The sequence below is a fragment of the Lysinibacillus fusiformis genome (genome assembly GCF_016925635.1).
Lineage (GTDB): Bacteria > Bacillota > Bacilli > Bacillales_A > Planococcaceae > Lysinibacillus > Lysinibacillus fusiformis_F.
Genome location: NZ_CP070490.1, coordinates 1,780,766 through 1,804,567, shown reverse-complemented (window position 1 = coordinate 1,804,567; position 23,802 = coordinate 1,780,766). Strand labels below are relative to the sequence as shown.

25 protein-coding genes are annotated in these 23,802 nt (G+C 36.9%); 22 read left to right on the top strand and 3 right to left on the bottom strand.

Going from position 1 to position 23,802, the window contains the following annotated elements:
• Window positions 1-64: 64 nt before the first annotated feature.
• A complete protein-coding gene (gene dnaA, locus JTI58_RS08960; protein WP_393950167.1) occupies window positions 65-1,459 on the bottom strand; it encodes a chromosomal replication initiator protein DnaA in 1,395 nt (464 codons plus the stop codon).
• A gap of 548 nt (window positions 1,460-2,007) precedes the next feature.
• Here dnaA and rpmH point away from each other — a divergent pair.
• From rpmH to JTI58_RS08905, 11 genes are all read left to right on the top strand, one after another.
• Window positions 2,008-2,142 (top strand): 50S ribosomal protein L34, encoded by a 135-nt coding sequence (gene rpmH / locus JTI58_RS08955; RefSeq protein ID WP_004233310.1) that lies wholly within the window; start codon window positions 2,008-2,010, stop codon window positions 2,140-2,142.
• Window positions 2,143-2,242: 100 nt separating this feature from the next.
• Entirely contained in the window at window positions 2,243-2,587 is a 345-nt protein-coding gene (rnpA, locus tag JTI58_RS08950; protein WP_205446310.1) for a ribonuclease P protein component, read from the top strand.
• A gap of 360 nt (window positions 2,588-2,947) precedes the next feature.
• Window positions 2,948-3,718 (top strand): membrane protein insertase YidC, encoded by a 771-nt coding sequence (yidC, locus tag JTI58_RS08945; RefSeq protein WP_205446309.1) that lies wholly within the window; start codon window positions 2,948-2,950, stop codon window positions 3,716-3,718.
• A complete protein-coding gene (gene jag, locus JTI58_RS08940) occupies window positions 3,715-4,515 on the top strand; it encodes an RNA-binding cell elongation regulator Jag/EloR (RefSeq protein ID WP_205446308.1) in 801 nt (266 codons plus the stop codon). The genes yidC and jag overlap by 4 nt, the downstream gene beginning before the upstream one ends.
• A 253-nt stretch (window positions 4,516-4,768) precedes the next feature.
• Window positions 4,769-6,154, top strand: coding sequence for a tRNA uridine-5-carboxymethylaminomethyl(34) synthesis GTPase MnmE (mnmE, locus tag JTI58_RS08935; protein ID WP_205446307.1), 1,386 nt, complete (start codon window positions 4,769-4,771; stop codon window positions 6,152-6,154).
• 27 nt (window positions 6,155-6,181) lie between these two features.
• Window positions 6,182-8,074: a tRNA uridine-5-carboxymethylaminomethyl(34) synthesis enzyme MnmG gene (mnmG, locus tag JTI58_RS08930; protein WP_205446306.1), complete on the top strand. Its 1,893-nt coding sequence runs from the start codon at window positions 6,182-6,184 to the stop codon at window positions 8,072-8,074.
• Window positions 8,075-8,186: 112 nt separating this feature from the next.
• Window positions 8,187-8,903 carry a 16S rRNA (guanine(527)-N(7))-methyltransferase RsmG gene (gene rsmG / locus JTI58_RS08925; protein WP_205446305.1) on the top strand — a complete coding sequence of 239 codons (717 nt, stop codon included), beginning with the start codon at window positions 8,187-8,189 and terminating at the stop codon, window positions 8,901-8,903.
• A gap of 179 nt (window positions 8,904-9,082) precedes the next feature.
• Window positions 9,083-9,982, top strand: coding sequence for a nucleoid occlusion protein (gene noc / locus JTI58_RS08920; protein ID WP_205446304.1), 900 nt, complete (start codon window positions 9,083-9,085; stop codon window positions 9,980-9,982).
• A 223-nt stretch (window positions 9,983-10,205) separates the two neighbouring features.
• Window positions 10,206-10,967: a ParA family protein gene (locus tag JTI58_RS08915; protein WP_205446303.1), complete on the top strand. Its 762-nt coding sequence runs from the start codon at window positions 10,206-10,208 to the stop codon at window positions 10,965-10,967.
• Window positions 10,960-11,808, top strand: a complete 849-nt coding sequence (locus JTI58_RS08910) for a ParB/RepB/Spo0J family partition protein (protein ID WP_205446302.1) — start codon at window positions 10,960-10,962, stop codon at window positions 11,806-11,808. The genes JTI58_RS08915 and JTI58_RS08910 overlap by 8 nt, the downstream gene beginning before the upstream one ends.
• 78 nt (window positions 11,809-11,886) lie before the next feature.
• Window positions 11,887-12,600: a DUF554 domain-containing protein gene (locus JTI58_RS08905; protein ID WP_205446301.1), complete on the top strand. Its 714-nt coding sequence runs from the start codon at window positions 11,887-11,889 to the stop codon at window positions 12,598-12,600.
• Here the strand turns inward: JTI58_RS08905 and yyaC are convergent.
• On the bottom strand, window positions 12,520-13,152 hold the full coding sequence (gene yyaC, locus JTI58_RS08900) for a spore protease YyaC (protein WP_205446300.1): 633 nt from the start codon (window positions 13,150-13,152) through the stop codon (window positions 12,520-12,522). The two genes, JTI58_RS08905 and yyaC, sit on opposite strands and share 81 nt — an antisense overlap.
• 91 nt (window positions 13,153-13,243) lie before the next feature.
• Between yyaC and JTI58_RS08895 the strand changes: the two genes are divergently transcribed.
• The 4 genes from JTI58_RS08895 (at window position 13,244) to JTI58_RS08880 (ending at window position 16,640) form a co-directional block, all read left to right on the top strand.
• On the top strand, window positions 13,244-14,116 hold the full coding sequence (locus JTI58_RS08895) for a mechanosensitive ion channel family protein (protein WP_205446299.1): 873 nt from the start codon (window positions 13,244-13,246) through the stop codon (window positions 14,114-14,116).
• Window position 14,117: 1 nt separating this feature from the next.
• A complete protein-coding gene (locus JTI58_RS08890; protein WP_205446298.1) occupies window positions 14,118-14,318 on the top strand; it encodes a DUF951 domain-containing protein in 201 nt (66 codons plus the stop codon).
• A 97-nt stretch (window positions 14,319-14,415) separates the two neighbouring features.
• Window positions 14,416-15,516 carry a redox-regulated ATPase YchF gene (ychF, locus tag JTI58_RS08885; RefSeq protein ID WP_016994923.1) on the top strand — a complete coding sequence of 367 codons (1,101 nt, stop codon included), beginning with the start codon at window positions 14,416-14,418 and terminating at the stop codon, window positions 15,514-15,516.
• Window positions 15,517-15,599: 83 nt separating this feature from the next.
• A complete protein-coding gene (locus JTI58_RS08880) occupies window positions 15,600-16,640 on the top strand; it encodes an acyl-CoA dehydrogenase family protein (RefSeq protein WP_205446297.1) in 1,041 nt (346 codons plus the stop codon).
• Window positions 16,641-16,706: 66 nt separating this feature from the next.
• On the opposite strand, the gene JTI58_RS08875 is transcribed toward JTI58_RS08880, so the two are convergent.
• Entirely contained in the window at window positions 16,707-17,276 is a 570-nt protein-coding gene (locus JTI58_RS08875; RefSeq protein ID WP_205446296.1) for a DUF3267 domain-containing protein, read from the bottom strand.
• 177 nt (window positions 17,277-17,453) lie between these two features.
• Between JTI58_RS08875 and rpsF the strand changes: the two genes are divergently transcribed.
• From rpsF to dnaB, 7 genes are all read left to right on the top strand, one after another.
• Window positions 17,454-17,741, top strand: a complete 288-nt coding sequence (gene rpsF / locus JTI58_RS08870) for a 30S ribosomal protein S6 (protein WP_205446295.1) — start codon at window positions 17,454-17,456, stop codon at window positions 17,739-17,741.
• Between the two features lie 43 nt (window positions 17,742-17,784).
• On the top strand, window positions 17,785-18,354 hold the full coding sequence (gene ssb / locus JTI58_RS08865) for a single-stranded DNA-binding protein (RefSeq protein ID WP_054610250.1): 570 nt from the start codon (window positions 17,785-17,787) through the stop codon (window positions 18,352-18,354).
• A gap of 40 nt (window positions 18,355-18,394) precedes the next feature.
• Entirely contained in the window at window positions 18,395-18,631 is a 237-nt protein-coding gene (gene rpsR / locus JTI58_RS08860; protein ID WP_004233359.1) for a 30S ribosomal protein S18, read from the top strand.
• 250 nt (window positions 18,632-18,881) lie between these two features.
• Window positions 18,882-19,823, top strand: coding sequence for a YybS family protein (locus tag JTI58_RS08855; protein ID WP_205446294.1), 942 nt, complete (start codon window positions 18,882-18,884; stop codon window positions 19,821-19,823).
• A 13-nt stretch (window positions 19,824-19,836) separates the two neighbouring features.
• Window positions 19,837-21,807, top strand: coding sequence for a DHH family phosphoesterase (locus JTI58_RS08850; RefSeq protein ID WP_205446293.1), 1,971 nt, complete (start codon window positions 19,837-19,839; stop codon window positions 21,805-21,807).
• Complete coding sequence (rplI, locus tag JTI58_RS08845; RefSeq protein WP_205446292.1) at window positions 21,807-22,253, top strand: 50S ribosomal protein L9; 447 nt, start codon at window positions 21,807-21,809, stop codon at window positions 22,251-22,253. Before JTI58_RS08850 ends, rplI begins: the two co-directional genes overlap by 1 nt.
• A 13-nt stretch (window positions 22,254-22,266) precedes the next feature.
• Window positions 22,267-23,628: a replicative DNA helicase gene (dnaB, locus tag JTI58_RS08840; protein ID WP_004233370.1), complete on the top strand. Its 1,362-nt coding sequence runs from the start codon at window positions 22,267-22,269 to the stop codon at window positions 23,626-23,628.
• Window positions 23,629-23,802 lie beyond the last annotated feature (174 nt).

Here is a 23,802-nt window from a genome sequence, read left to right as displayed (position 1 = left end):
TCTATCCACATGTAGATAGACTGTGTATAAGTTTGTGTTTAACTAAATGGTTTGTCCACAGTATTTACTTCCCTAGCATACTACGAATTTGTTTAACATCTTGTTGAAGCTGAACGTCATTTTTCAACATAGAAGATATTTTTTCGTGCGCATGGATAACAGTTGTATGGTCGCGACCACCAAATTCTTCGCCAATTTTCGGCAGCGAAAAATCTGTTAATTCGCGTGATAAATACATAGCAACTTGACGTGGAAAAGCAATTAGTTTTGTACGTTTTTTGGCAGTGAAATCTTCCAAACGTATACTAAAATGCTCCCCTACCGCATTTTGAATGTCTAATATTGTCACTGTCCGCGGCTTTGAATTTGGAATGATATCCTTCAATGCTTCGGCAGCTAATGTCGCTGTAATATCTTTGTTAACCAGTGAAGAGTAGGCAACGACGCGAATAAGCGCACCTTCAAGCTCCCTAATATTGGAGTCAATCTGGTTCGCAATATAAAGCATTACTTCATTCGGTACCTCTAGACCGTCTGCTTTTGCTTTTTTACGCAAAATAGCGATACGAGTTTCCAAATCTGGTGGCGCAATATCAGTTATTAACCCCCACTCGAAACGTGAACGGAGCCGATCTTCTAAAGTTGGAATCTCCTTTGGAGGTCGGTCACTTGATATAACAATTTGTTTTGATTCTTCATGTAAAGTATTAAAAGTGTGGAAAAATTCTTCTTGAGTTGATTCTTTTCCAGCAAGGAATTGAATATCATCAATTAGCAGTACATCCACGTTGCGGTACTTATTGCGAAAATCAAGTGCTTTGTTATCACGAATGGAGTTAATAAATTCATTTGTAAATTTTTCGGATGATAAGTACACCACTTTTGCATTAGGATTATGCTCTAATACATAATGACCAATGGCGTGCATTAAGTGTGTTTTACCTAGCCCAACGCCCCCATAAATAAAGAAGGGATTATATGCCTTCGCAGGTGCTTCTGCGACAGCTAGCGAAGCTGCATGTGCAAAGCGGTTACCAGAGCCAATAACAAACGTATCAAAAGTATACTTCGGGTTTAACATACCTGGTGAAATATCATGATGTTCATTATTTTTTGCTTGGATAATCGGCGCTGGCAAATCGAAATCGTCCGAATCCTGGTTTTTTTGAACAACAAATTTAATAAGCAAGTCTTCGCCTGTAAGCTCCGTTAATATACCTGTAATCAAATGAATATAATGATTTTCAAGCCAGTCTCGAGCAAACGAATTTGGCGCAGCAATCGTCACAGTGGAACCACTACCATTGTAAGATAGTAACTTTGTAGACTTTAGCCACGTTTCGAAGCTTGGTTTAGAAATTTTTTGTTCAACTTGAGCCAGGACATTGTTCCATAGTTCTTCTAAATGTTCCAAGCTGCTAATCTCCTTTACAGTGTTCAATACAAAAAAAAATCGCATTTATAGAAATGGTAAATACGTTCATTTTACAACTCGTCCACATAATCACAAGTTGTGGATAAAAGTTAACCAAAGGCTGTGATAAAAATTATCCACAGCATATTAACAGTTGTGGATAATTAAAATGTTCGTTTTAGTTTTCAACAAAGTGAAGCACAGTAATCGTATCAGAAAAACAAAGCCATTTCAATAGTTTGTGAAACTTATCCACATAGCTTATAGTTATGCACTTTGTAGTTGTCCACAAGTACTGCTTATGTGAAAAACCTGTAGATAATTGTTGTGGATAAAAAATAATGCAAAAAATACTATACACAACTCTGTGTAAAAAAGACAAGTACTCTGTGGATAATTATTTTTATATTTATGAATTAAAAATCTCGCTTGTAAAAATCTGAAGACTAAAAAATTGAAAATAGAATAAATACATAGTTCGACTGATTAAAAGAAATTTATGAAATTCATTGACAAAATAACTAGATACTTTATATAATATTCGAGTCTGTATGTTGAAAAATTCAACTCAATTCAGGAGGTGTCTATATACAATGAAACGTACTTACCAACCAAAAAAACGTAAGCACAGCAAAGTACACGGTTTCCGCGCACGTATGAGCACGAAAAACGGTCGCAAAGTTCTTGCTGCTCGTCGTCGTAAAGGAAGAAAAGTTTTATCAGCATAAAATAAGTCCACTGAGCCACATCAGTGGTCTTTTTTTTCTTTATTTTTGGTAAACCTAGAAATGAGGATCAAAAGATATTATCTAATAGCAGGTGAAAGAAATGAAAAAACGCCAACGAGTGAAGAAGAATGATGATTTTCAAAAGGTGTTTAAAAAAGGTAAATCTTTCGCTAATCGTCAGTTTGTTGTTTATTTTTTAGCAAAAGAGGGACAAACGGAATTTCGTGTAGGTTTATCAGTTAGTAAGAAGCTTGGGAATGCGGTAACACGCAACCAAGTAAAACGCTATATTCGACAAAGTATTCAAGAATTAAAAAATGATCTAAAGCCGAATATGGATTATGTTATTATCGCCAGACAACCGGCGGCCACTATGGATTTTCATGAAGTGAAGCAAAGTTTGCAGCATGTACTACGAATCGCAAAGGTAATGAAAAAAGTGTAATGTATGCAACCAAGTGGAGAAATTACGCCTGTACAGTTAGCAATAGAATAGAAAATGTGCAATTTTGCATACAATTATAAGTAAGTGAATTATACGTATAGGGGTATTTTTGGCGTGAGTTTTTGCTTAAAATATGTAAAATTCGCAACTTAACTCAGGAATAAGTGTATGTAGTTAGAATATTTAGTAGAGTGAACGTTATAGGCATGATAAAATAACTGATAACTTTATCTTCATCGAGGACTCTCAAAATTGGACTGAAATAAAGATAAGGCTACTGGCTGTTAACCGATTATGTCAGTATAAAAAGAAGCATATAGAAATAAGAAAAAGTGAATAGTAATTGTAGGGGGAAGAAGGTTGAAAAAACAACATTGGGTAATTTTGTCACTAGTATCAGTAGCCTTACTACTTTCTGGTTGTACAGAATTCAATGAACCAATTTCCAAAGATAGCACAGGCTTCTGGAATGAATTCATTGTTTGGCCGTTGGTATCAGCGATAAAATACTTTGCTGATCTGCTAGGTACGTATGCATGGGGGATCATTGCCGTAACGATTATTATTCGTTTAGCAATTTTGCCATTGATGATCAAACAAACAAAGAGTTCAAAAAAGATGCAAGAAATTCAGCCAAAATTGAAGGAACTGCAAAAGAAGTATGCTTCTAAGGATGCTCAGACACAACAACAATATCAGCAAGAAATGATGAAGCTAATGAGTGAATCTGGAGTAAATCCACTAGCTGGATGTTTACCAGTAATCATTCAAATGCCAATCTTAATTGGTTTCTATCATGCAATTAGCCGTATGAATGCTACATCTACATTTGATTTAGGGAATTTCTTTATCTTCCCGTTAGCAGATCCTGCACCTGTATTAGCCATTACTGCAGGTTTAATGCAATTTATCGTGTTACGTACAGGACCAGCAATGGATAATCCTCAAATGAAAATTATGATGTATATTATGCCATTCATGATTATTGGTTTTGGTATGGCCTTACCAGCTGCATTATCATTATACTGGGTGATCGGAAACATTATTTCGGTTTTCCAAAACTTGTATATTTATAAACCTTGGAATAAAGATAAAACACAACCTGCTCAAAATGGAGGGGCTAAAAAGTGAAACAACTTACGCAAATAGGCGCAACAACACAAGAAGCGGTCTCATTGGCGTTACAGAAACTTGGCAAAACCCGTGAACAAGTAGATGTTGAAGTTTTACAAGAAGGTAAAAAAGGATTTTTAGGTTTTGGTGCACGATCTGCAGAGGTACGTGTAACAGTAAAGGAAGTTCAGGTTCCGACAATTGAAAGTGACAATGCTGAAACGCAAATGGCAACTCAATTAAACGAACCAATAGTAGTAGATGATGTTGAAACACTAAGTTCACAAGTTTCTGAACAACCAAGTGAAATGGAAGACGTTCAACAAGTCGTTAAAGAACAAGATGAAGATGTAGACTCAGCAAATCCAATTGAAGAGGCAAAGGCTTATTTAATAAGTATCGCTGAACAATTGGCTATTCATGATCTTGATATTGCTACGACACGCGAAGGGAAATATGTATTATTTCAACTAAAAAGTGAGAAAGCTGCACTGCTTATAGGGAAACGTGGTCAAACATTAAATTCCTTACAGCAATTAACGCAACTCGTATTAAATAAAAGTGCTAAGCAGTTCTTAATGGTGAAATTGGATGTAGAAAACTATCGCGAGCGTCGACAAGTAGCTTTAGAATTACTTGCAGATCGAATGGCGGATAAAGCATTACGCTTAAATCAACGTGTGGCATTTGAACCAATGCCGTCTTACGAACGAAAGATAATTCATAATCAACTAGCAAATCGTCTAGATCTTGAAACGTATTCAGAAGGTACAGAGCCTAATCGTTATTTAGTAATTGAACCAGTAAAAAAATAATTAGATGTTGCTCATCACCATACAGACAGACAATATATTTTGAAAGGTCATTTTATCTTCGAGATAAAATGACCTTTTTTAATGAAAAATAGCAAAGTTTGTCGAAAATAGGATTAGCGAAAAAATTGATTTTATCCACATTTGGAAATCATCCTTACTTTAGATTTTGCTGAAAATATGTTAGTCTAAGGTGTTAGTAAGTATTGGTCGGTTTTGATTATCCACATGTGGATAACGTCGAGGAGGTCATTAAATGGAGTTCGATACAATTGCTGCGATATCCACACCGATGGGTGAAGGTGCCATAGCCATCGTTCGTTTAAGTGGGGACGAGGCAGTGACGATTGCAGATAAAATATTCAAATCACCCGGGGGAAAAAGTTTAACAACGAAAGATTCGCACACTATTCATTATGGGCATTTAGTTGATCCTAAAACTAATGAGGTAGTAGAGGAAGTAATGCTATCGCTGATGCGCGGACCAAAAACATTCACACGTGAGGATGTAGTTGAAATAAATTGTCATGGTGGACTAGTTTCAGTCAAACGTGTGTTGCAACTTGCCTTAACGAATGGAGCAAGGTTAGCTGAGCCTGGCGAATTCACAAAACGAGCATTTTTAAATGGACGCATAGATTTATCACAGGCTGAAGCGGTTATGGATTTAATAAGAGCTAAAACAGATCGTGCGATGAACGTTGCTTTGGGTCAAATGGATGGAAAATTATCGAGACTTATTGGTGATTTGCGCCAAGCTTTACTAGAGACATTAGCACAAGTAGAGGTTAATATAGATTATCCAGAGTATGATGATGTAGAAGAAATGACAGTACCTGTATTAGTAGAAAAATGTACATGGGTAAGAAATGAAATTAGTAAACTTCTACAAACATCTTCTCAAGGAAAAATTTTGCGTGAGGGATTATCAACTGTTATTTTAGGTCGTCCGAATGTAGGGAAATCTTCACTATTAAATAGCTTAGTACAAGAAAATAAGGCCATAGTGACAGATATTGCAGGGACTACTCGTGATATTATAGAAGAGTACGTCAATGTCCGTGGTGTTCCACTTCGTTTAGTGGATACAGCGGGTATTCGAGAGACAGAAGATATTGTTGAACGAATTGGTGTAGAACGCTCACGGGAAGCTCTTCGTGGAGCAGATTTAATTCTGTTTGTATTAAACTATGCAGATGAATTAACTGCTGAGGATGAGCGTCTATTCGAAACAATTGAAGCGATGGATTACATCGTCATTGTCAATAAAACAGATTTACCGCAAAAAATTGATTTGGCACGTGTCAAAGAATTAGCTGGTGAGCATCGCATTGTAACAACATCTTTGTTACAAGAGGAAGGTATTATAGAGCTAGAGGAAGCTATTGCTGCGTTATTCTTTGAGGGACAAATCGAAGCGGGCGATTTAACATATGTTTCAAATGCAAGACATATAGCACTTCTGCACCAAGCGCAAGCAACGGTTGAAGATGCAATAGTAGCTGCACAGGATGGTGTACCAGTTGATATGGTACAAATTGATGTAACAAGAACATGGGAAATACTTGGTGAAATCATTGGTGACACTGTACAAGAAAGCCTAATTAACCAGCTATTTTCACAGTTCTGTTTAGGAAAATAATTTTAAGAAAGAAAGGAAGGTACGAGCATGCCAACAAAATATGAGGCAGGCACGTTTGATGTTATCGTGATTGGCGCAGGTCATGCAGGTTCTGAAGCTGCACATGCCGCAGCTAAAATGGGTGCTAACACATTAATGCTAACAATCAATTTAGATATGATTGCATTTATGCCATGTAATCCATCTATCGGTGGCCCAGCCAAAGGAATTGTCGTACGTGAAATTGACGCTTTAGGTGGCGTCATGGGAAAAGTGATAGATAAAACACATATACAAATGAGAATGTTGAATACAGGGAAAGGTCCTGCAGTACGTGCATTACGTGCACAAGCAGACAAAGTTTTATACCAACAAGAGATGAAACGTGTGTTGGAGGATACGGAAAACTTAACAATCCATCAAGGAATGGTTGAAGAGCTGATTATTGAGGATGGAGAAGTTAAAGGAGTCATTACACAAATTGGTGCCGTTTATCGTGCTAAAACAGTCGTTGTGACAACAGGTACTTTCCTACGTGGTGAAATCATTATCGGTGATATTAAATATTCAAGTGGACCTAATAATCAGCAACCGTCAATCCGCTTAGCTGATAATTTAAAAGAGCTTGGTTTTGACCTAGTTCGCTTTAAAACAGGTACACCACCGCGTGTGAATAACCGTACAATTGATTATGACAAAACAGAGATTCAACCAGGAGATGACATTCCGCGTGCATTTAGTTTTGAAACAACTGAATTCATTATGGATCAGCTACCTTGCTGGTTAACGTACACAAGCCCTGAAACACATGAAATTATTGAAGAAAATTTACATCTTTCACCGATGTACTCAGGCATGATTAAAGGGACAGGTCCACGTTATTGCCCATCTATTGAAGATAAAGTGGTACGTTTTAATGATAAGCCAAGACACCAAATCTTCTTAGAGCCAGAAGGCCGTAATACACGTGAGGTATATGTTCAAGGTTTGTCAACAAGCTTACCAGAGCATGTCCAAACACGTTTACTAAAATCTATACCTGGTTTAGAAAATGCGGAAATGATGCGTGCTGGTTATGCTATTGAATACGATTCAATTGTGCCAACACAATTATGGCCAACTTTAGAAACAAAACGTATCAAAGGCTTATATACAGCTGGTCAAATTAACGGTACGTCAGGCTATGAAGAAGCTGCCGGGCAAGGCTTAATGGCGGGAATGAATGCTGCTGCCAATGTACTAGGTAAAGACGAATTAATTTTAAGCCGTTCTGATGCTTATATTGGCGTTTTGATTGATGACCTAGTGACTAAAGGAACAAATGAGCCATATCGCTTATTAACATCTCGTGCAGAGTATCGTTTACTATTACGTCACGATAATGCAGATCTACGTTTAGTAGAGTTAGCCTATAAAATGGGGATGATTCCACAAGAACGATATGCAAGTTTCAATGAGAAAAAAGAGCTGATTGAAAATGAAATTGCACGTCTTCGTGAAGTCATTATTAAACCAAATGAAGCGACTCAGTCTGTTATTCGTTCTGTTGGTGGTAGTGAATTAAAAGACGGTATACGTGGTGCAGATTTATTAAAACGCCCTGAAATGCATTATGAGTTAATTTCTTCTTTAATTCCGGCAGAAATCGAATTGACGGATGAAGTGAAAGAACAAATTGAAATTCAACTTAAATATGAAGGATATATCGAAAAAGCGTTGCAACAGGTAGAGAAACTACACAAAATGGAAAATAAAAAAATCCCTGAAAATATTGATTACGATGCTATTTCAGGATTAGCAACAGAAGCGCGTCAAAAATTAAAACAAGTTACACCACTTTCTATTGCGCAAGCCTCTCGTATTTCTGGTGTTAATCCAGCTGATATTTCAATTCTTCTTGTTTATATTGAACAAGGTAAAATTGCGAAAGTAAGCAGCTGATCAACAACAGTAAAGTAAATAAGAGGCGGGCATACTATTGTGCCCGCTTCCTATTTTTAGGGCTATACTATTAATTGTAGTTGTATAGCTAGATCAACAAAGGAGACTTAACATGAACGAACAACAATTTATTGAGGCTCTGAAAGAGAAAGGTATCGAACTTTCTGATACGCAGATTGCTCAATTTAAAAAGTATTTTGAATTACTTGTTGAGTGGAATGAAAAGATGAATTTAACCGCTATTACAGATTTAGAAGGCGTATATTTAAAGCATTTCTTCGATTCAATTAGTCCTTCATTTTATTTTGATTTTTCAAAAGTAGTAACTGTTTGCGATGTTGGAGCTGGAGCTGGTTTCCCAAGTATCCCCATTAAAATCTGCTTCCCACATTTACATGTTACAATTGTCGACTCCTTAAATAAAAGAATTACCTTTTTAAATCATTTAAGTGATGAGTTACAATTAGAGAATATGCATTTTGTACATGCTCGAGCAGAAGAGTTTGGTCAAAATGTAAAATACCGTGAACAATTTGATGTGGTAACAGCACGTGCTGTAGCTCGTTTATCAGTTCTATCAGAGTTATGTGTACCTTTAGCAAAACAAGAAGGGCATTTTGTTGCTTTAAAAGCCGCAGCCGGGGCAGAAGAATTAAAGGATGCTAAAAAGGCTTTAACAACATTAGGTGTTAAACTGAGAGAGGAATTTTCTTTCAAGCTACCTGTTGAAGAAAGTGACCGCATTTTATATATATTTGATAAAATAAAAGGAACACCGAAAAAATATCCGCGTAAGCCAGGTGTACCAAATAAAACACCAATTCAATAATTAGTGTTTCATGTGAAACTTCTCAAAGTGGAAAATATTTTTTCTATTTTGAGCATACATACTAGTTATGGATGGTTCACGCAAAAGACATCTATGAACTATATACATTTAAGGAAATATAATAAATAATAATAGAATGACACAGAGCAAGATAGTTACTTAAAGGTGGTGCCACTTGGATGAAAAGTCCTTTTTCACGTTTTTTTGGAGGCGGAAGTAAAACAGAGCCTATTGTGAAAAATGAAGTAGAACAAGCAGAGGCGGTTCATGCAGCGGAAGAAGTTATAAAGTTGCCTATTGATCAAATTGTACCTAACCGTTTTCAGCCACGTACTATTTTTGATGATGAAAAAATTGAAGAATTATCAAGAACCATTCATACACATGGTGTGATTCAGCCAATTGTTGTACGTAAAACATCAGAAAATCAATATGAAATCATCGCTGGTGAGCGTCGATATCGAGCGATGAAAAAGCTACAATGGACAGAGGTCCCTGCTATTGTACGTAATTTAACTGATAAGGAAACAGCATCTATTGCGTTAATAGAGAACTTGCAGCGTGAGGAGTTAACAGCAATTGAAGAAGCGGTAGCCTATCAAAAATTATTAGAGCTTCATGAGCTAACACAGGAAGCTCTTGCCCAAAGACTTGGAAAAGGACAATCCACTGTAGCCAACAAATTACGTTTATTAAGGCTGCCAGATGAAGTACAGCAGGCTATTTTGAAGCGTAAAATATCTGAACGACATGCACGTGCATTAATTGCTATTAAAGATCAACCATTGCAATTAGAAATTTTACAGCTAGCAATGGATAATGATTGGAATGTGCGACAGCTAGAGGAGCAAATCCAGGCCATATTACATCCTGTAGCTGACGAGCAGGAAGAAACAATCCCAAAGAAAGCTAAGCCGAAACGTAAGGCCATAAGTAAAGATGTGCGTATTGCTTTGAATACCATCAAACAGTCGTTAACGATGGTAACGAAAAGTGGGATTACGGTGAAAACTGAAGAAGAAGATACAGAAGAATACTATCAAATTACAGTGAAGATTCCTAAAAAGAAAAAAGTGTAATAAATTATTTTAGTAAAGTAATTTATAATCAAATTCATCACTGTACAGGGGAGATATCTCAAAAGATTAATTGAGATATCTCCTTTTTTGTATATATTCTTAATATTTTATACAACTCTCTTCAATTTTTTTGATAGAATGAAAGTTAGATAGCGGATTAAATAGTGATTTTACAAATGATTTGTCAAAGTAAACTTTGATAGATGAAAGCAGGTGCTTTTAAATGGGTAGAATTATAGCAATCGCCAATCAAAAGGGTGGCGTAGGTAAAACAACAACTTCGGTCAATTTAAGCGCTTGCCTAGCATACTTAGGTAAGAAAGTGCTTTTAATTGATACTGATCCGCAGGGGAATACAACAAGTGGACTTGGTATTAATAAAGGAGAAATACAAGGGTGCATTTATGATGTGCTCATTGATGATGAAGATGTTGAAAATGTCATTCAAATAACCAATGTAGAAAATTTATCTATCGTGCCCGCAACAATTTCACTTGCAGGCGCAGAAATTGAATTGGTTTCGACTATTTCAAGAGAAGTACGTTTAAAACATGCTCTACAAAATGTGAAAGAAGATTTCGATTATATAATTATTGACTGTCCACCATCTTTAGGGCTTTTAACAATCAACGCTTTAACAGCTTCAGATGCTCTCATTATCCCTGTACAATGTGAATATTATGCATTGGAAGGGTTAAGTCAATTATTATCAACGGTTCGCCTCGTTCAAAAGCATTTGAATCAACAGCTTTACATCGATGGCGTTTTATTAACAATGCTAGATGCACGCACGAATTTAGGCTTGCAAGTTATTGATGAAGTGAAAAAATATTTCCAAGATAAAGTATATAAAACAATAATTCCTCGTAATGTGCGATTAAGTGAGGCACCAAGTCATGGTCAACCAATCATCACTTATGACGCAAAATCTAGAGGTGCAGAAGTTTATTTAGAGATGGCGAGGGAAGTGATTAAAAATGGCTAAAGGTCTAGGAAAGGGTATTGGTGCATTATTTCCAGGAGAGTCTTTAGAACACAGTGGGCAAGTGGAAGAAATCCTATTAGATTTAATTGTTGCGAACCCATTTCAGCCTCGTAAAATTTTCGATGAAGAGAGTTTACAAGAATTAGCAGATTCTATCAAAGAACATGGGATTTTGCAGCCGATTGCCGTGCGTAAAAAAGCACGTAAGTTTGAAATTGTTGCTGGAGAACGTCGTTACAGAGCGTGCCTATTAGCAGGCCTAGAGGTTATTCCTGTTATTATAAAAGAGTTATCAGATGCACAAATGATGGAGCTAGCTATTCTAGAAAACCTCCAACGTGAGGATTTAACTGTAATTGAAGAAGCTGAAGCCTATCAGAGTTTAATGGAAAACTTACATTTAACACAGGAAGAGTTATCGAAGCGACTAGGAAAAAGTAGACCACATATTGCAAATCATGTTCGGCTACTTGCTTTACCAGAAGATGTACGTAAATTGATGAATGATGGAACATTATCGATGGGGCAGGGACGAGCTTTACTCGGCTTAAAAAATAAAAGAAGAATATCAGAAGTGGCGAATAAGGTAATAAGTTTAGGATTGAATGTACGTCAAGTTGAATTATTAGTGCAAAACTTAAATGAAGAAGTTTCACGTGAAACAATCCCGCCTAAGAAAAAAGATATCTTTGTAAGTGCAAAGGAGTCACAATTACGTGATTACTTTGGCACAAATGTTCAAATTAAAAAAACAAATAATAAAGGGAAAATTGAAATTGAATTTTATTCTGAAGATGATTTAGAACGTATATTGGAAATATTAAACATACAGGAAGAATAAAATAATATTTCTATAACTTAATCAGAGCGCCAAGCAAACAGGCGCTCTCTATTTTTTAGAGAGAAAGAAGGCTTAAGTGTGGTATTACTAGGAGCTTTGATAAATGCTGTGTTAATTGTAGCAGGAGCATTAGTAGGGCGCATTTTTAAAAATATCCCTGAATCTATGAAGTCTACGGTCCTATCTATTATTGGTTTAGCCGTCACGTTATTAGGGATAAAAATGGGCTTTGAAAGTGATAATTTTATTATATTGGTAGTAAGTTTAGTGGTAGGTACAGTAATAGGTGAGTGGTTAGATTTAGATAAACAAATGAATCGTCTTGGTAAATGGGTAGAGAGTTTATTTCGTACAAAACGGGATGGCCAAAATCAAATTAGTATAGCAGAGGGCTTTGTTACTGCTTCCCTAATTTTTGTTGTTGGCTCAATGGCTGTTATCGGTGCACTCGATAGTGGTCTTCGTAATGATCATAATGTACTCATTACAAAAGGATTAATAGATGGATTTACATCCATAATTCTAGCATCCACATTAGGTATAGGTGTATTGCTATCCGCTGTACCTGTCTTTGTTTATCAAGGATTAATAGCACTTTTTGCAGGTGTTATCAGTTCCTTTATCCCTGATGCCGCACTACAAATGTTCATTACAGAAATGACGGCTGTTGGCGGGGTTATGATTATGGCAATAGGGTTAAACATTGCAGGCTTAGCCAAGATCAAAGCTGCTAACTTGCTGCCAGGTATCGTCATTGTTGGTATTATGGTGGCTATCTTCTACACTTTTTAGTGAATAACGATGAGCAGCCAGTAATAATGCTCTTGAAAGCTTTTCAGCCATTGCATAAGAAATATGAAGTCTTGTGTTTTGTAAAACAAGCATTTCCATAAAGCCTCCAATATTGACGATTCCTTTCACGGAAATGTCTCCAATTGGGGGTAATTCTTTTTTTACAGCTTTTCCAGGGAATATCGGTCCACTTTGAACGGAAATATGACCAACATTTTGCTCACTGCCAAGACAGGCATCGATCGCAATAATGAATGGTTTTGTAGTATGATTGTGTAGCTGTTGCATTGTAGAATCTAGGTTTAGAGCATGTAAAGGATCTTCTAAGGATCCTACAATTTCATAAGGAAAGCTAACAGATTTTTTTAAGAAACTACCAGTTAATGGCCCAAGTGTATCACCCGTACAACGATCACTGCCAATACAACAAAAAATTAGTCTTTCATGATGAAACGGTATATGTTCTAAAAATAATGTACTTAATTGCCAAACAGCATTTTTACTCTCGTGATGAAGGGAATAAGGTAGTAACAAATTTGGTATAGTATTCATAAAAAAACTCACTTTCTTTTTATTTTTAGAAGTGCTCAATTTTTATGCAGTATACGCAAATTTTTAGCAAGTTATTCAAGAGGTGGTAATGATGGAAAAGAATAAAAAATTAATGGAGAAATACTGGGATAAGCTCACATCTGAGGATCTCTGGGAACATGTTATTGATGCATCTATAGAAATTGTGCTCATTCTATTAGCTTCATGGATAGCGGTAAGACTAGGTAAAAAATTTATTAAAAAAGTGTTTTTAATCCGTATGCGTTCACCATTAAGCCACTCAGAGCGACGCCAACGAACAATTTCAAGATTATTACAAAGTGTGATTTCCTATGTTGTTTATTTCTCTGCAATCATTGGTATTCTTTCTTCCTTAAATATAAAGGTAGCAGGTTTATTAGCGGGTGCAGGGATCGTTGGTTTAGCAATAGGTTTTGGTGCTCAAAGCTTAGTAAAGGATGTTATTACTGGATTTTTTATTATTTTTGAAGACCAGTTTGGTGTAGGAGATTATATAAAAATAAATGCTGCAGAAGGTACGGTTGTAGAAATTGGCTTACGTACAACAAAAATTAATGGTGCTACTGGTGAACAGTTCATCATTCCCAATGGTGCCATTGGCGAAGTCGTCAACTATTCTGTTAACAACTCCAAAATTTTTATAGATTTACAAATGGCCACAGATGCTGATTTTGAAAAAGCAGAAGGGGTTATTAATAAGTATTTAGAGACATTGCCTAAGATGCATAAAGAATTAATTGCCGCTCCAGTATTTCTAGGTGTGCAAAATGTTAAAGGGACAGAAGTAACCATTCGTATAGCTGCTGAAACCTTACCACAGCAACAATATGGAGTAGCACGTATCATTCGTCGCGATATTACGAAACTCTTTGAAGAAAATAATATACCAATGGCCTATCCAAAAATGATGTTCTATGGCAAAGATGAGGGGAGAAGTGAGTAAGATGGAGACAAAGAAATTTGGTTTAAATGATATTGTTGAAATGAAAAAACAACACCCATGCGGTACTAATAAATGGAAAATTATTCGTATGGGGGCGGATGTACGTATCAAATGCGAAGGATGTCAGCATAGTGTCATGATTCCACGTCGTGAATTTGAGAAAAAAATGAAAAAGGTTTTATTTTCTGCGAATGAGTCGTAACATCAGGCATATTAGACTTTTTCTGAGTGAATCAATATAATAGATAAGGTTATATGAGAGAAAATTTGAACTGAGTATAGAAAGGTTGTGTCCATTCATGGCATTAACAGCTGGAATCGTTGGTTTACCTAACGTTGGAAAATCGACATTATTTAACGCAATAACAAAAGCGGGCGCATTGGCTGCAAACTATCCATTCGCAACGATTGATCCGAATGTTGGTATCGTTGAAGTACCTGATGCACGTTTAGATAAATTAACAGAATTAGTTGTACCGAAAAAAACTGTACCAACTGCATTTGAATTTACAGATATCGCTGGAATTGTTAAAGGTGCTTCCAAGGGTGAAGGATTAGGAAATAAATTCCTAGCTCATATTCGTGAAGTAGATGCAATTTGTCAGGTAGTACGTTGTTTTGTAGACGAAAACATTACGCACGTTTCCGGTGCAGTAGATCCAATTGATGATATTGAAGTTATTAATCTAGAGCTTGCGCTAGCTGACTTAGAATCTGTAGATAAACGTTTACAACGAGTTAGCAAAATGGCGAAACAAAAAGATAAAGAGGCTATGATCGAAGAGCCAGTACTTCTAAAAATTAAAGAGCAACTAGAAAACGGTAAACCAGCTCGTGCAGCTGAGCTATCAGATGATGAATTAAAGGTAATTAAAGGTCTTCATTTGCTAACAATTAAACCAATGCTTTATGTAGCAAACGTTTCAGAAGATGAAGTAGCAGATGCTGACAACAACGAGTATGTGAAAAAAGTACGTGAGTATGCATCGGCTGAAGGTGCTCAAGTTATTACAATTTGTGCTAAAATCGAAGAAGAAATTTCTGAGCTTGATGATGAAGAAAAAGCTATGTTCTTAGAAGAATTAGGGATTAAAGAATCTGGTTTAGATCAATTAATTCGTACTTCTTATGATTTATTAGGATTAGCTACGTATTTTACTGCAGGTGTACAAGAGGTACGTGCCTGGACGTTCCGTAAAGGAATGAAGGCACCACAATGTGCAGGTATCATTCATACTGACTTTGAGCGCGGCTTTATTCGTGCAGAAACAGTTGCATATGATGATCTACTAGAGGCAGGTTCTCAAGCAGCAGCTAAGGAAGCTGGTAAAGTACGTCTTGAAGGTAAAGAATATGAAGTACAAGATGGCGATATTATGTTATTCCGCTTTAATGTATAAAAACTAACATGGGCAATCTATATGGTTGCCCTTTTTCGATTGCATAGTTATCAGAATTTTTAGTGTATGGAGGCAACCTTTGAATGAATGTTATGCAAATTAAGGAACGTGGTTTAGAGTTTGAGCAATTGGGGATGCTGCCACAAGATGTCTTAGATTATATTTATGAACAACAACTATTCAAATTGTTCACTTCAAGAGAATTAGGTGGTAAGGATTTAGATTTAGTAGAAGGTGTAAAGGTATTCCAGCAGATGTCTGCACTTGATGGCAATTTTGGGTGGCTCATTACGATTGGTACAGGTGGAAATGCATTTATTCCAACATTCAGTCAGGAAATCTGTGAAAAAATCTATTCTCCTAAAGAAGCAGTTATAGCAGGTAGTGGATATCCAACGGGTATAGCTGTCAAAACAGCTGGTGGCTACTATGTAACAGGGCAATGGAAGTATTGTAGTGGTTCTAATTATGCTTCGACATTTACGATGAATTGCTTAATTGAAGAAGATGGTATCAAAACAGAAAAAATTATTAGCTGCTCAGTGAATCCACAAGATGTTGAGATTTTGAATGATTGGTCTGCAATGGGTTTGAAGGCAACAGCAAGTCATACAATCCGTGTAAACAACGTTTGGGTGCCTCAGGAAGCTACTTTTCAATTAGGTACAATCAGAAATGATTATGGCAATTCAGTACATAGCTTTCCATTCACCACTTTTGCGGAGGCCTCCTTTTTAGGTGTTTGTCTTGGGATTACAGAGAATTTTTTAGAAGAAGCTTTTGCTTTAATGAAGCAACGAAATGATGATATAAGCAGAACTGAACGAATTGGAGCCTTACAATTTTTATGGATGCAGCAGCAGAAACGTTTCAAGCAATGTGAGGAGCAGTTCTTTGCAACATTATCTGTCTATTGGCAAAAGCATCAAATAGGTGATGAATTAACAGATGAGGAATTATCACAATTTACCCAAATGACTAAGGATATAGCTGCTGCTTGCTTAGAGATAGCGAATAATTTAATACGCAGTCTCGGTATGGATGCTATTACAGAAACATCCACGATCAATCGAATTTGGAGAAATTTATATACAGCAGCCCAGCATGGATTTTTAACTCCTTAAAGTATAAATAGAATCTGTAGCTATTCATTTTAATCTACAGATTCTATATGTTTATGTAGTCTTACTTTACTGGGCATCCTTTTTCTTTGATGTATAAACATACAGCTTTGGTAATTTGGGATCATCCTGTACGATAGCATTTCTCGGATATTTCCGTAGTTCTTTATACATGGCAAAATCACCTACGGCACCGGCTATTAACACCGCCCCTATCAAGATTAAAACGGTGCTGTTAAGATAAAACCCAATGATAGTTGGGAGTACACCAGTTGTCCAGAATGGCAGTAATAGAGCCTTTTTCATAGCATGATTGTAGAGAGGTTGCTCAGTAGTTGCATAGGCAATGCCCAACTCTAAATTTACGCCATATTTCAAAGCTTTATAGGGCACTTTGCCAAAAATCATAAAGCCAATTAAATGAAAAGCCTCATGTAGGATAATAAAAATTATATACAGTACGACAAATAGTGCTGTGCTACCAACCATATTCCAAAAAGAAAAATGAAAATCTTTAAAGCAAATATATTGAATAGCTATAAATAATATGACAAGACCACTTGTAATGACAAAATTGTCGATCATTAATTTTTTTAAATCTAATTCGATAACGATAGGTTCCTCATCATTGGTGAACATGAAGGCACTCCTTTCATAGATAATTGAAATATACTGTTATTATATAATGAATTATTAGTTTGTGACTTGAAAGACATGTACCTATATGTTACAATTCATTGATGTGAGTAATAATTAATTACTTGCTCCTTGCTCCCTTAAATAGGAGAGCCTAAGTCCATAAGGAGGTGTAAACAGATGAGAAAATACGAATTAATGTACATCGTACGTCCGAACATTGAAGACGAAGCGAAGAAAGCTTTAGTTGAACGTTTCAACGAAATCTTAACTTCTAACGGTGCAGAAGTCATCGAATCAAAAGAGTGGGGCAAACGCCGCTTAGCTTATGAAATTCAAGACTTCCGCGAAGGTTACTACCAAATCGTAAAAGTAAACGCTACTTCAGATGCAATCAACGAGTATACACGTCTTGCTAACATCAGCGAAGACATCATTCGCCACATTGCAGTTCGCCAAGAAGCTTAATTATTAAATTTTTACAAAATGCTGAAAAGGAGGTTGTATTCTGATGATAAACCGTGTCGTATTAGTTGGAAGACTAACAAAAGATCCTGAGCTACGTTATACACCGAATGGAGTTGCGTCTACAAGATTTACAGTAGCTGTAAACCGTGCATTCTCAAATCAACAAGGTGAACGCGAAGCTGATTTCATTAGCTGTGTTGCCTGGCGAAAACAGGCTGAAAACCTAGCGAACTTCATGCGAAAAGGAAGTTTAATTGGGGTAGAAGGTCGTATCCAGACAGGCAGTTATGAAGGACAAGACGGTAAGCGAGTATACACAACAGATGTCGTGGCGGATAGCGTACAGTTTTTAGAACCCCGTAATGGTAGCGGTGCTCCTGCTCCTCAATATGGTGGTGGACAAACTTACGGTAATAACCAACCGTCATATGGCGGTGGTCAACCACAACAACAGTTTGGTGGCGCTATGCCAGGGCAGGGTTCCTATGGCGGCGATGCTTATCAGCAAAATCAACCACCTATGAATCAGCCGAATTATACACGTGTAGATGAGGATCCATTTGCGAATAGCAAAGGACCAATAGAAGTATCAGAGGATGATCTTCCATTCTAATGCTTCTAAAAGATAAAAAAAGATAAGGAGGAGACACACTATGGCACCACGTCGCGGAGGCCGCAAACGCCGTAAAGTTTGCTACTTCACTTCAAACAATATTACGCATATCGACTATAAAGATGTAGATTTATTAAAAAAATTCATCTCTGAACGCGGTAAAATTTTACCACGTCGCGTAACTGGCACAAGTGCAAAGTACCAACGTAAATTAACTTCAGCTATCAAAGTATCTCGTATTATGGGATTACTTCCATTCGTAGCAGAAGATAAATAAGATTGATGAGGTTAAGGTAATTGACCTTACATCAATTTTAAAAACCAGCATATTACGATATTCGTATCGGGTATGCTGGTTTTTTGTTATGGTTAAAAAGGAAATTACCAACCACTTAGGTAAAAGTCTGAATTAAAATTGAAAAAATAATGACAATGTACATAGTGATCTAAGTGATTTTTGTTCAATACTATGAAAAAATGGTACAATAAAGGGTAGTAAGTTTGACTGAAAAAAAGGAAGGTTTTCAATGCCGAATAATCAAACAAAAGCGCTTGTACAAGGCTCAATGATGGTTGCACTTTTTACAATTTTAATGTTAATTTCTGCATATGTACCATTCATCTTTATAGTAGCTTTATTATTCGCTCCGCTACCGATTGCTTGGTATAGCGCAAATTACAAGCGTTCCACATCAATACTCGTAGCAATAGTAGGCTGTATCCTAACCACTATAACGAGTGGAATATCCATGCTGCCATTTGCCTTTATTTTAGGGTTATTAGGTGTCGTTATGGGTAACGCCATTTATCTGAAGAAGAGTAAGCTTTATTTATTTATGTCCATGGGGATTGCTAATCTTATCTCGATGGCAATTGTTTATATTGCCTATGTAAAGCTTTCAGGAATTGACTTCATTAACATGAGTTTAGAGATGGCGCGTAAAAATTATGAGCAATCTAATGAATTTGCAAAGAATGTAACAGGTCAAGTAGCCATAAATCCAGAACAGCTTGAGGCGATGTTTAAAACAATTGAACTGACTATGCCTGCAACGATAACAATCTCAGCATTTTTTGCTGCATTTATTATCATTACAGTAAATTTACCAGCTCTAAAACGACTAGGAGTAGATGTTCCTAAATTTGCTCCATTCCAAAATATGAGATTACCACGCTCTATTTTATGGTATTACATGATTGTTTTATGCATTAATTTATTCATGCGTCCAGAGGCTGGTTCTACGCTAGATATCATTGTATTAAATGTTTCTTATATTTTATGGTTGTTACTCATTCTACAAGGAATATCTTTTATCCATTATTTTATTTCTAAAAAAGGGATGCCAAACGGTGTTAAATGGGTAGCTACTTTGTTAGCAATTCCTTTATCATCCTTCATGATCTTACTCGGTATTGTTGATTTAGGTTTTGACGTACGTTCACTTGTAAAGGGGAAGACTAAAGAATAAGGGGCTGATTGTAATGGGGACTTTTAGAAAACGACCAATTCGCTATCCGCTTTTTGTTCTTTCCATATTTGGAACTGTGACGTTCGTGCTTCTATGTATTTGGAATATCGGGATAGGTATCGGTTATGGTGTAGGTTTTGTTTTACTGATGACCTACACATGGAAGGTAGAAAAGATAGCTTATGAGGAAACGGAAAAGCATATTGAATCTATTTCCTTCCGTATGAAAAAAGTAGGGGAAGAGGCATTGCTTGAAATGCCGATCGGGATACTTCTGGTTAATGAGCAATATGAAATAGAATGGTCTAATCCATATATGCAAGGTATCCTTAATGTGGAATCATTAGTGGGTGAAGGTATTGTCAATATATCCGATGATATCTACGTGTTAATGAAGACCGAGGAAACAAATGAGGCTACGATTACATTACGTGATCGGAAATATCGGGTTTATTATAAAAAAGAGGAACGACTACTGTATTTCTTTGATATAACTGAACAGATTGCCATTGAAAAGCAATACTTTGCAGACCGTACAGTAATCGCTATATTGTTTGTCGATAATTACGATGAAATCACGCAAGCCATGGACGATCAACCACGTAGTTTAACTAACACAATGGTTACTTCAATTGTCAATGAATGGGCTGCGGAGCATGGTGTGTTTGTCAAACGAATATCATCCGATCGTTTCCTAGCAGTATTAAATGAATCCATTTTAACGGAGCTGGAAAAGAAAAAATTTGCTATTTTAGATACCATTCGTGAAAAAACAGCTCAAAAGAATTTATCGTTAACATTAAGTATTGGGGTAGGAGCTGGATCATCCTCATTAGTTGAGCTTGGTGAGTTGGCACAATCAAGTCTAGATCTTGTTTTAGGACGGGGTGGTGACCAAGTGGCAATAAAGCAACCTACTGGAAAACTTAAATTCTATGGTGGAAAAACAAATCCAGTTGAAAAACGTACACGTGTTAGAGCGCGCGTTATTTCACATGCATTACGCGATTTAATTCAAGACAGTGACCAAGTGTTTGTTATGGGACATAAAAATCCTGACATGGACTCCATTGGTGCGTCTGTAGGTGTACGGAAAATGGCTCAAATGAATGATGTAAAGGGCTATGTCATCATCAATTTTGATGAATTAAATGGTAGCGTTACACGATTAATGAATGAAATAGAGAGTAAATCAGATTTCTATGAAAATTTCCTTACACCAGAGGAAGCCGCTGGTAAAATGACTGAGAAATCGTTGCTCGTTATTGTTGATACACATAAACCGAATTTAGTAATTGATGCACACCTATTGAAATTAGCTGAAAAGGTGGTTGTAATCGACCATCATCGTCGAAGTGAGGACTTTATCGAAAATCCTACACTTGTTTATATGGAGCCATATGCGTCGTCCACAGCTGAGCTAGTGACAGAGTTACTAGAATATCAGCCGAAGCGTGCAAAGATCAATATGCTAGAAGCTACTGCATTGCTGGCAGGTATTATTGTTGATACCAAAAGCTTTACACTTCGAACAGGAGCACGTACATTTGAAGCTGCTTCTTATTTACGAACAAATGGTGCAGATACAGTGTTGGTCCAACGTCTCTTAAAGGAGGACGTGGACACATATATAGAGCGCTCCAAAATTGTGCAAACAGTTAAGTTCGTAAAACCTGGAGTAGCTGTTGCTGTAGGTGAAGAATCAAAAGTGTATGACTCTGTCTTAATTGCGCAAACAGCAGATATATTACTAACGATGAAGGATGTTAGTGCATCCTTTGTCATTGCGCATCGGGCAGATGGAAAAATTGGTATAAGTGCACGCTCACTTGGCGAGGTCAATGTACAGCTAATTATGGAGAGGCTCGGCGGAGGTGGACATTTAACAAATGCTGCCTGCCAAATAGATGCTAAATCCATTGATGGTGTGAAAAAACATTTAGAAGAGGCCATAAATGAGGTCTTTGAAGGGAGTTCTGACTAATGAAAGTAGTATTTTTAAAAGACGTTAAAGGAAAAGGAAAAAAAGGTGAAATTAAAAACGTAGCTGATGGCTATGCACAAAATTTCCTAATTAAGAATGGCTATGCAGCGGAAGCAAATGCGCAAGCTTTAAGCCAATTAGATGGGCAAAAAAAATTAGAGGCCAAAAATGCAGCTGCTGAATTAGCTGAAGCACAAGCATTGAAGGAAAAAGTAGAAGCACTAACAGTTGAGCTAAAAGCAAAATCAGGTGAAGGTGGCCGCTTATTTGGCTCAGTATCTACAAAGCAAATTGCTGATGCATTACAAAAGGTGCATGGCATTAAAATTGATAAACGTAAAATGACTTTACCTGATGGAATTCGTTCACTTGGCTTTACAAATGTTCCTGTAAAACTACATCATGAAGTATCAGCAACGTTAAAAGTACATGTAACGGAAGAATAAGGAGCGACGATCCATGAGTGAACCGATGATGGACCGCGTTCCACCGCATAACCGGGAGGCGGAACAATCGGTTATCGGTGCTATCTTCCTTGAGCCACAAGCATTAATAACAGCATCAGAAATTTTATTGGCAGATGATTTTTATTTAAATGCCCATAAGAAAATTTTCGAAACGATGTTGCGCTTGAGTGATCAAGGAAAAGCGATAGATGTTGTAACAGTTACTGAAGAATTATCAGCTAAAAAAGAGATTGAGGACGTTGGCGGGCTTTCTTATTTACTAGAGCTCGCCAATGCTGTCCCTACAGCTGCCAATGTCGCCCATTATGCCAAAATCGTTGAGGAAAAGGCCCTCTTACGTCGATTGATTCGGGTCGCTACGAAAATCGTCGAGGACGGCTATACGCGTGAAGACGAAGTAGAGGCATTATTAGGTGAGGCAGAGAAGAAAATGATGGAGGTTGCCAATCGTAAGAATGCAGGAGACTTTAAGCATGTTAAAGATGTGCTAGTGGAAACTTTCGATAATATTGAGCAACTTCAATCACAAAAGGGAGAAGTAACGGGTATACCAACTGGCTTCCGTGATTTAGATAACATTACTGCTGGCTTTCAGCGCAACGACTTAATCATTGTTGCTGCACGTCCATCTGTAGGGAAAACGGCCTTTGCATTGAATGTTGCGCAAAGTGTTGCCGTACAAGCACGTGAAAATGTAGCAATCTTTTCTTTAGAGATGGGTGCAGAGCAACTGGTAATGCGTATGCTTTGTGCAGAGGGAAATATAGATGCACAAGTTTTACGTACAGGTGCTTTAACTACAGAAGATTGGGGTAAACTAACTATGGCAATGGGTAGTTTATCGAATTCAGGGATTTTTATTGATGATACACCTGGTGTACGTATCAATGAAATTCGTGCAAAATGTCGTCGTTTAGCACAGGAAAATGGACTAGGAATGATCTTAATCGATTATTTACAGTTGATTCAGGGTAGTGGCAAGCCAGGAGAAAACCGTCAGCAAGAGGTATCAGAGATTTCACGTTCCTTAAAGGGATTAGCCCGTGAATTAAAGGTACCTGTTATTGCTTTATCACAGTTATCTCGTGGAGTTGAGCAGCGACAAGATAAACGGCCAATGATGAGTGACTTACGTGAATCGGGAAGTATTGAGCAAGATGCTGATATTGTTGCGTTTTTATACCGTGATGATTATTACGATAAAGAATCTGAGAATAAAAATATGATCGAAATCATCATTGCGAAACAACGTAATGGTCCAACAGGAACCGTTACATTGGCCTTTAAAAAAGAATTCAATAAATTCATTAATGTGGATTGGTCACAAATGCCACCACCACCGCCACGTGATTAGTCATGTTATTCGTCATTCAGATAAGTTGCCTATCCGTAATGAAATATTACCCTTAGAATGAATTAATCTGAATGTTCGATAATATTCATACCATTCTGTTATTAAACACGAACGTTGAATCAGATTTTTTGATTTTATGTTCGTGTTTTTTCACTATTTTTTATTGACGAGTTG

What these genes read in the sequence shown, in the direction of transcription:
- dnaB (WP_004233370.1), top strand. Translation starts at nt 22,267, where the DNA reads ATGAGTGAACCGATGATGGACCGCGTTCCACCGCATAACCGGGAGGCG.
- JTI58_RS08875 (WP_205446296.1), bottom strand. Translation starts at nt 17,276, where the DNA reads ATGTTCACCAATGATGAGGAACCTATCGTTATCGAATTAGATTTAAAA.
- rpsR (WP_004233359.1), top strand. Translation starts at nt 18,395, where the DNA reads ATGGCACCACGTCGCGGAGGCCGCAAACGCCGTAAAGTTTGCTACTTC.
- JTI58_RS08915 (WP_205446303.1), top strand. Translation starts at nt 10,206, where the DNA reads ATGGGTAGAATTATAGCAATCGCCAATCAAAAGGGTGGCGTAGGTAAA.
- JTI58_RS08910 (WP_205446302.1), top strand. Translation starts at nt 10,960, where the DNA reads ATGGCTAAAGGTCTAGGAAAGGGTATTGGTGCATTATTTCCAGGAGAG.
- rpmH (WP_004233310.1), top strand. Translation starts at nt 2,008, where the DNA reads ATGAAACGTACTTACCAACCAAAAAAACGTAAGCACAGCAAAGTACAC.
- rnpA (WP_205446310.1), top strand. Translation starts at nt 2,243, where the DNA reads ATGAAAAAACGCCAACGAGTGAAGAAGAATGATGATTTTCAAAAGGTG.
- rsmG (WP_205446305.1), top strand. Translation starts at nt 8,187, where the DNA reads ATGAACGAACAACAATTTATTGAGGCTCTGAAAGAGAAAGGTATCGAA.
- JTI58_RS08895 (WP_205446299.1), top strand. Translation starts at nt 13,244, where the DNA reads ATGGAAAAGAATAAAAAATTAATGGAGAAATACTGGGATAAGCTCACA.
- rplI (WP_205446292.1), top strand. Translation starts at nt 21,807, where the DNA reads ATGAAAGTAGTATTTTTAAAAGACGTTAAAGGAAAAGGAAAAAAAGGT.
- ssb (WP_054610250.1), top strand. Translation starts at nt 17,785, where the DNA reads ATGATAAACCGTGTCGTATTAGTTGGAAGACTAACAAAAGATCCTGAG.
- JTI58_RS08880 (WP_205446297.1), top strand. Translation starts at nt 15,600, where the DNA reads ATGAATGTTATGCAAATTAAGGAACGTGGTTTAGAGTTTGAGCAATTG.
- dnaA (WP_393950167.1), bottom strand. Translation starts at nt 1,459, where the DNA reads ATGCGATTTTTTTTTGTATTGAACACTGTAAAGGAGATTAGCAGCTTG.
- rpsF (WP_205446295.1), top strand. Translation starts at nt 17,454, where the DNA reads ATGAGAAAATACGAATTAATGTACATCGTACGTCCGAACATTGAAGAC.
- noc (WP_205446304.1), top strand. Translation starts at nt 9,083, where the DNA reads ATGAAAAGTCCTTTTTCACGTTTTTTTGGAGGCGGAAGTAAAACAGAG.
- yyaC (WP_205446300.1), bottom strand. Translation starts at nt 13,152, where the DNA reads ATGAATACTATACCAAATTTGTTACTACCTTATTCCCTTCATCACGAG.
- ychF (WP_016994923.1), top strand. Translation starts at nt 14,416, where the DNA reads ATGGCATTAACAGCTGGAATCGTTGGTTTACCTAACGTTGGAAAATCG.
- mnmG (WP_205446306.1), top strand. Translation starts at nt 6,182, where the DNA reads ATGCCAACAAAATATGAGGCAGGCACGTTTGATGTTATCGTGATTGGC.
- JTI58_RS08855 (WP_205446294.1), top strand. Translation starts at nt 18,882, where the DNA reads ATGCCGAATAATCAAACAAAAGCGCTTGTACAAGGCTCAATGATGGTT.
- mnmE (WP_205446307.1), top strand. Translation starts at nt 4,769, where the DNA reads ATGGAGTTCGATACAATTGCTGCGATATCCACACCGATGGGTGAAGGT.
- JTI58_RS08850 (WP_205446293.1), top strand. Translation starts at nt 19,837, where the DNA reads ATGGGGACTTTTAGAAAACGACCAATTCGCTATCCGCTTTTTGTTCTT.
- JTI58_RS08890 (WP_205446298.1), top strand. Translation starts at nt 14,118, where the DNA reads ATGGAGACAAAGAAATTTGGTTTAAATGATATTGTTGAAATGAAAAAA.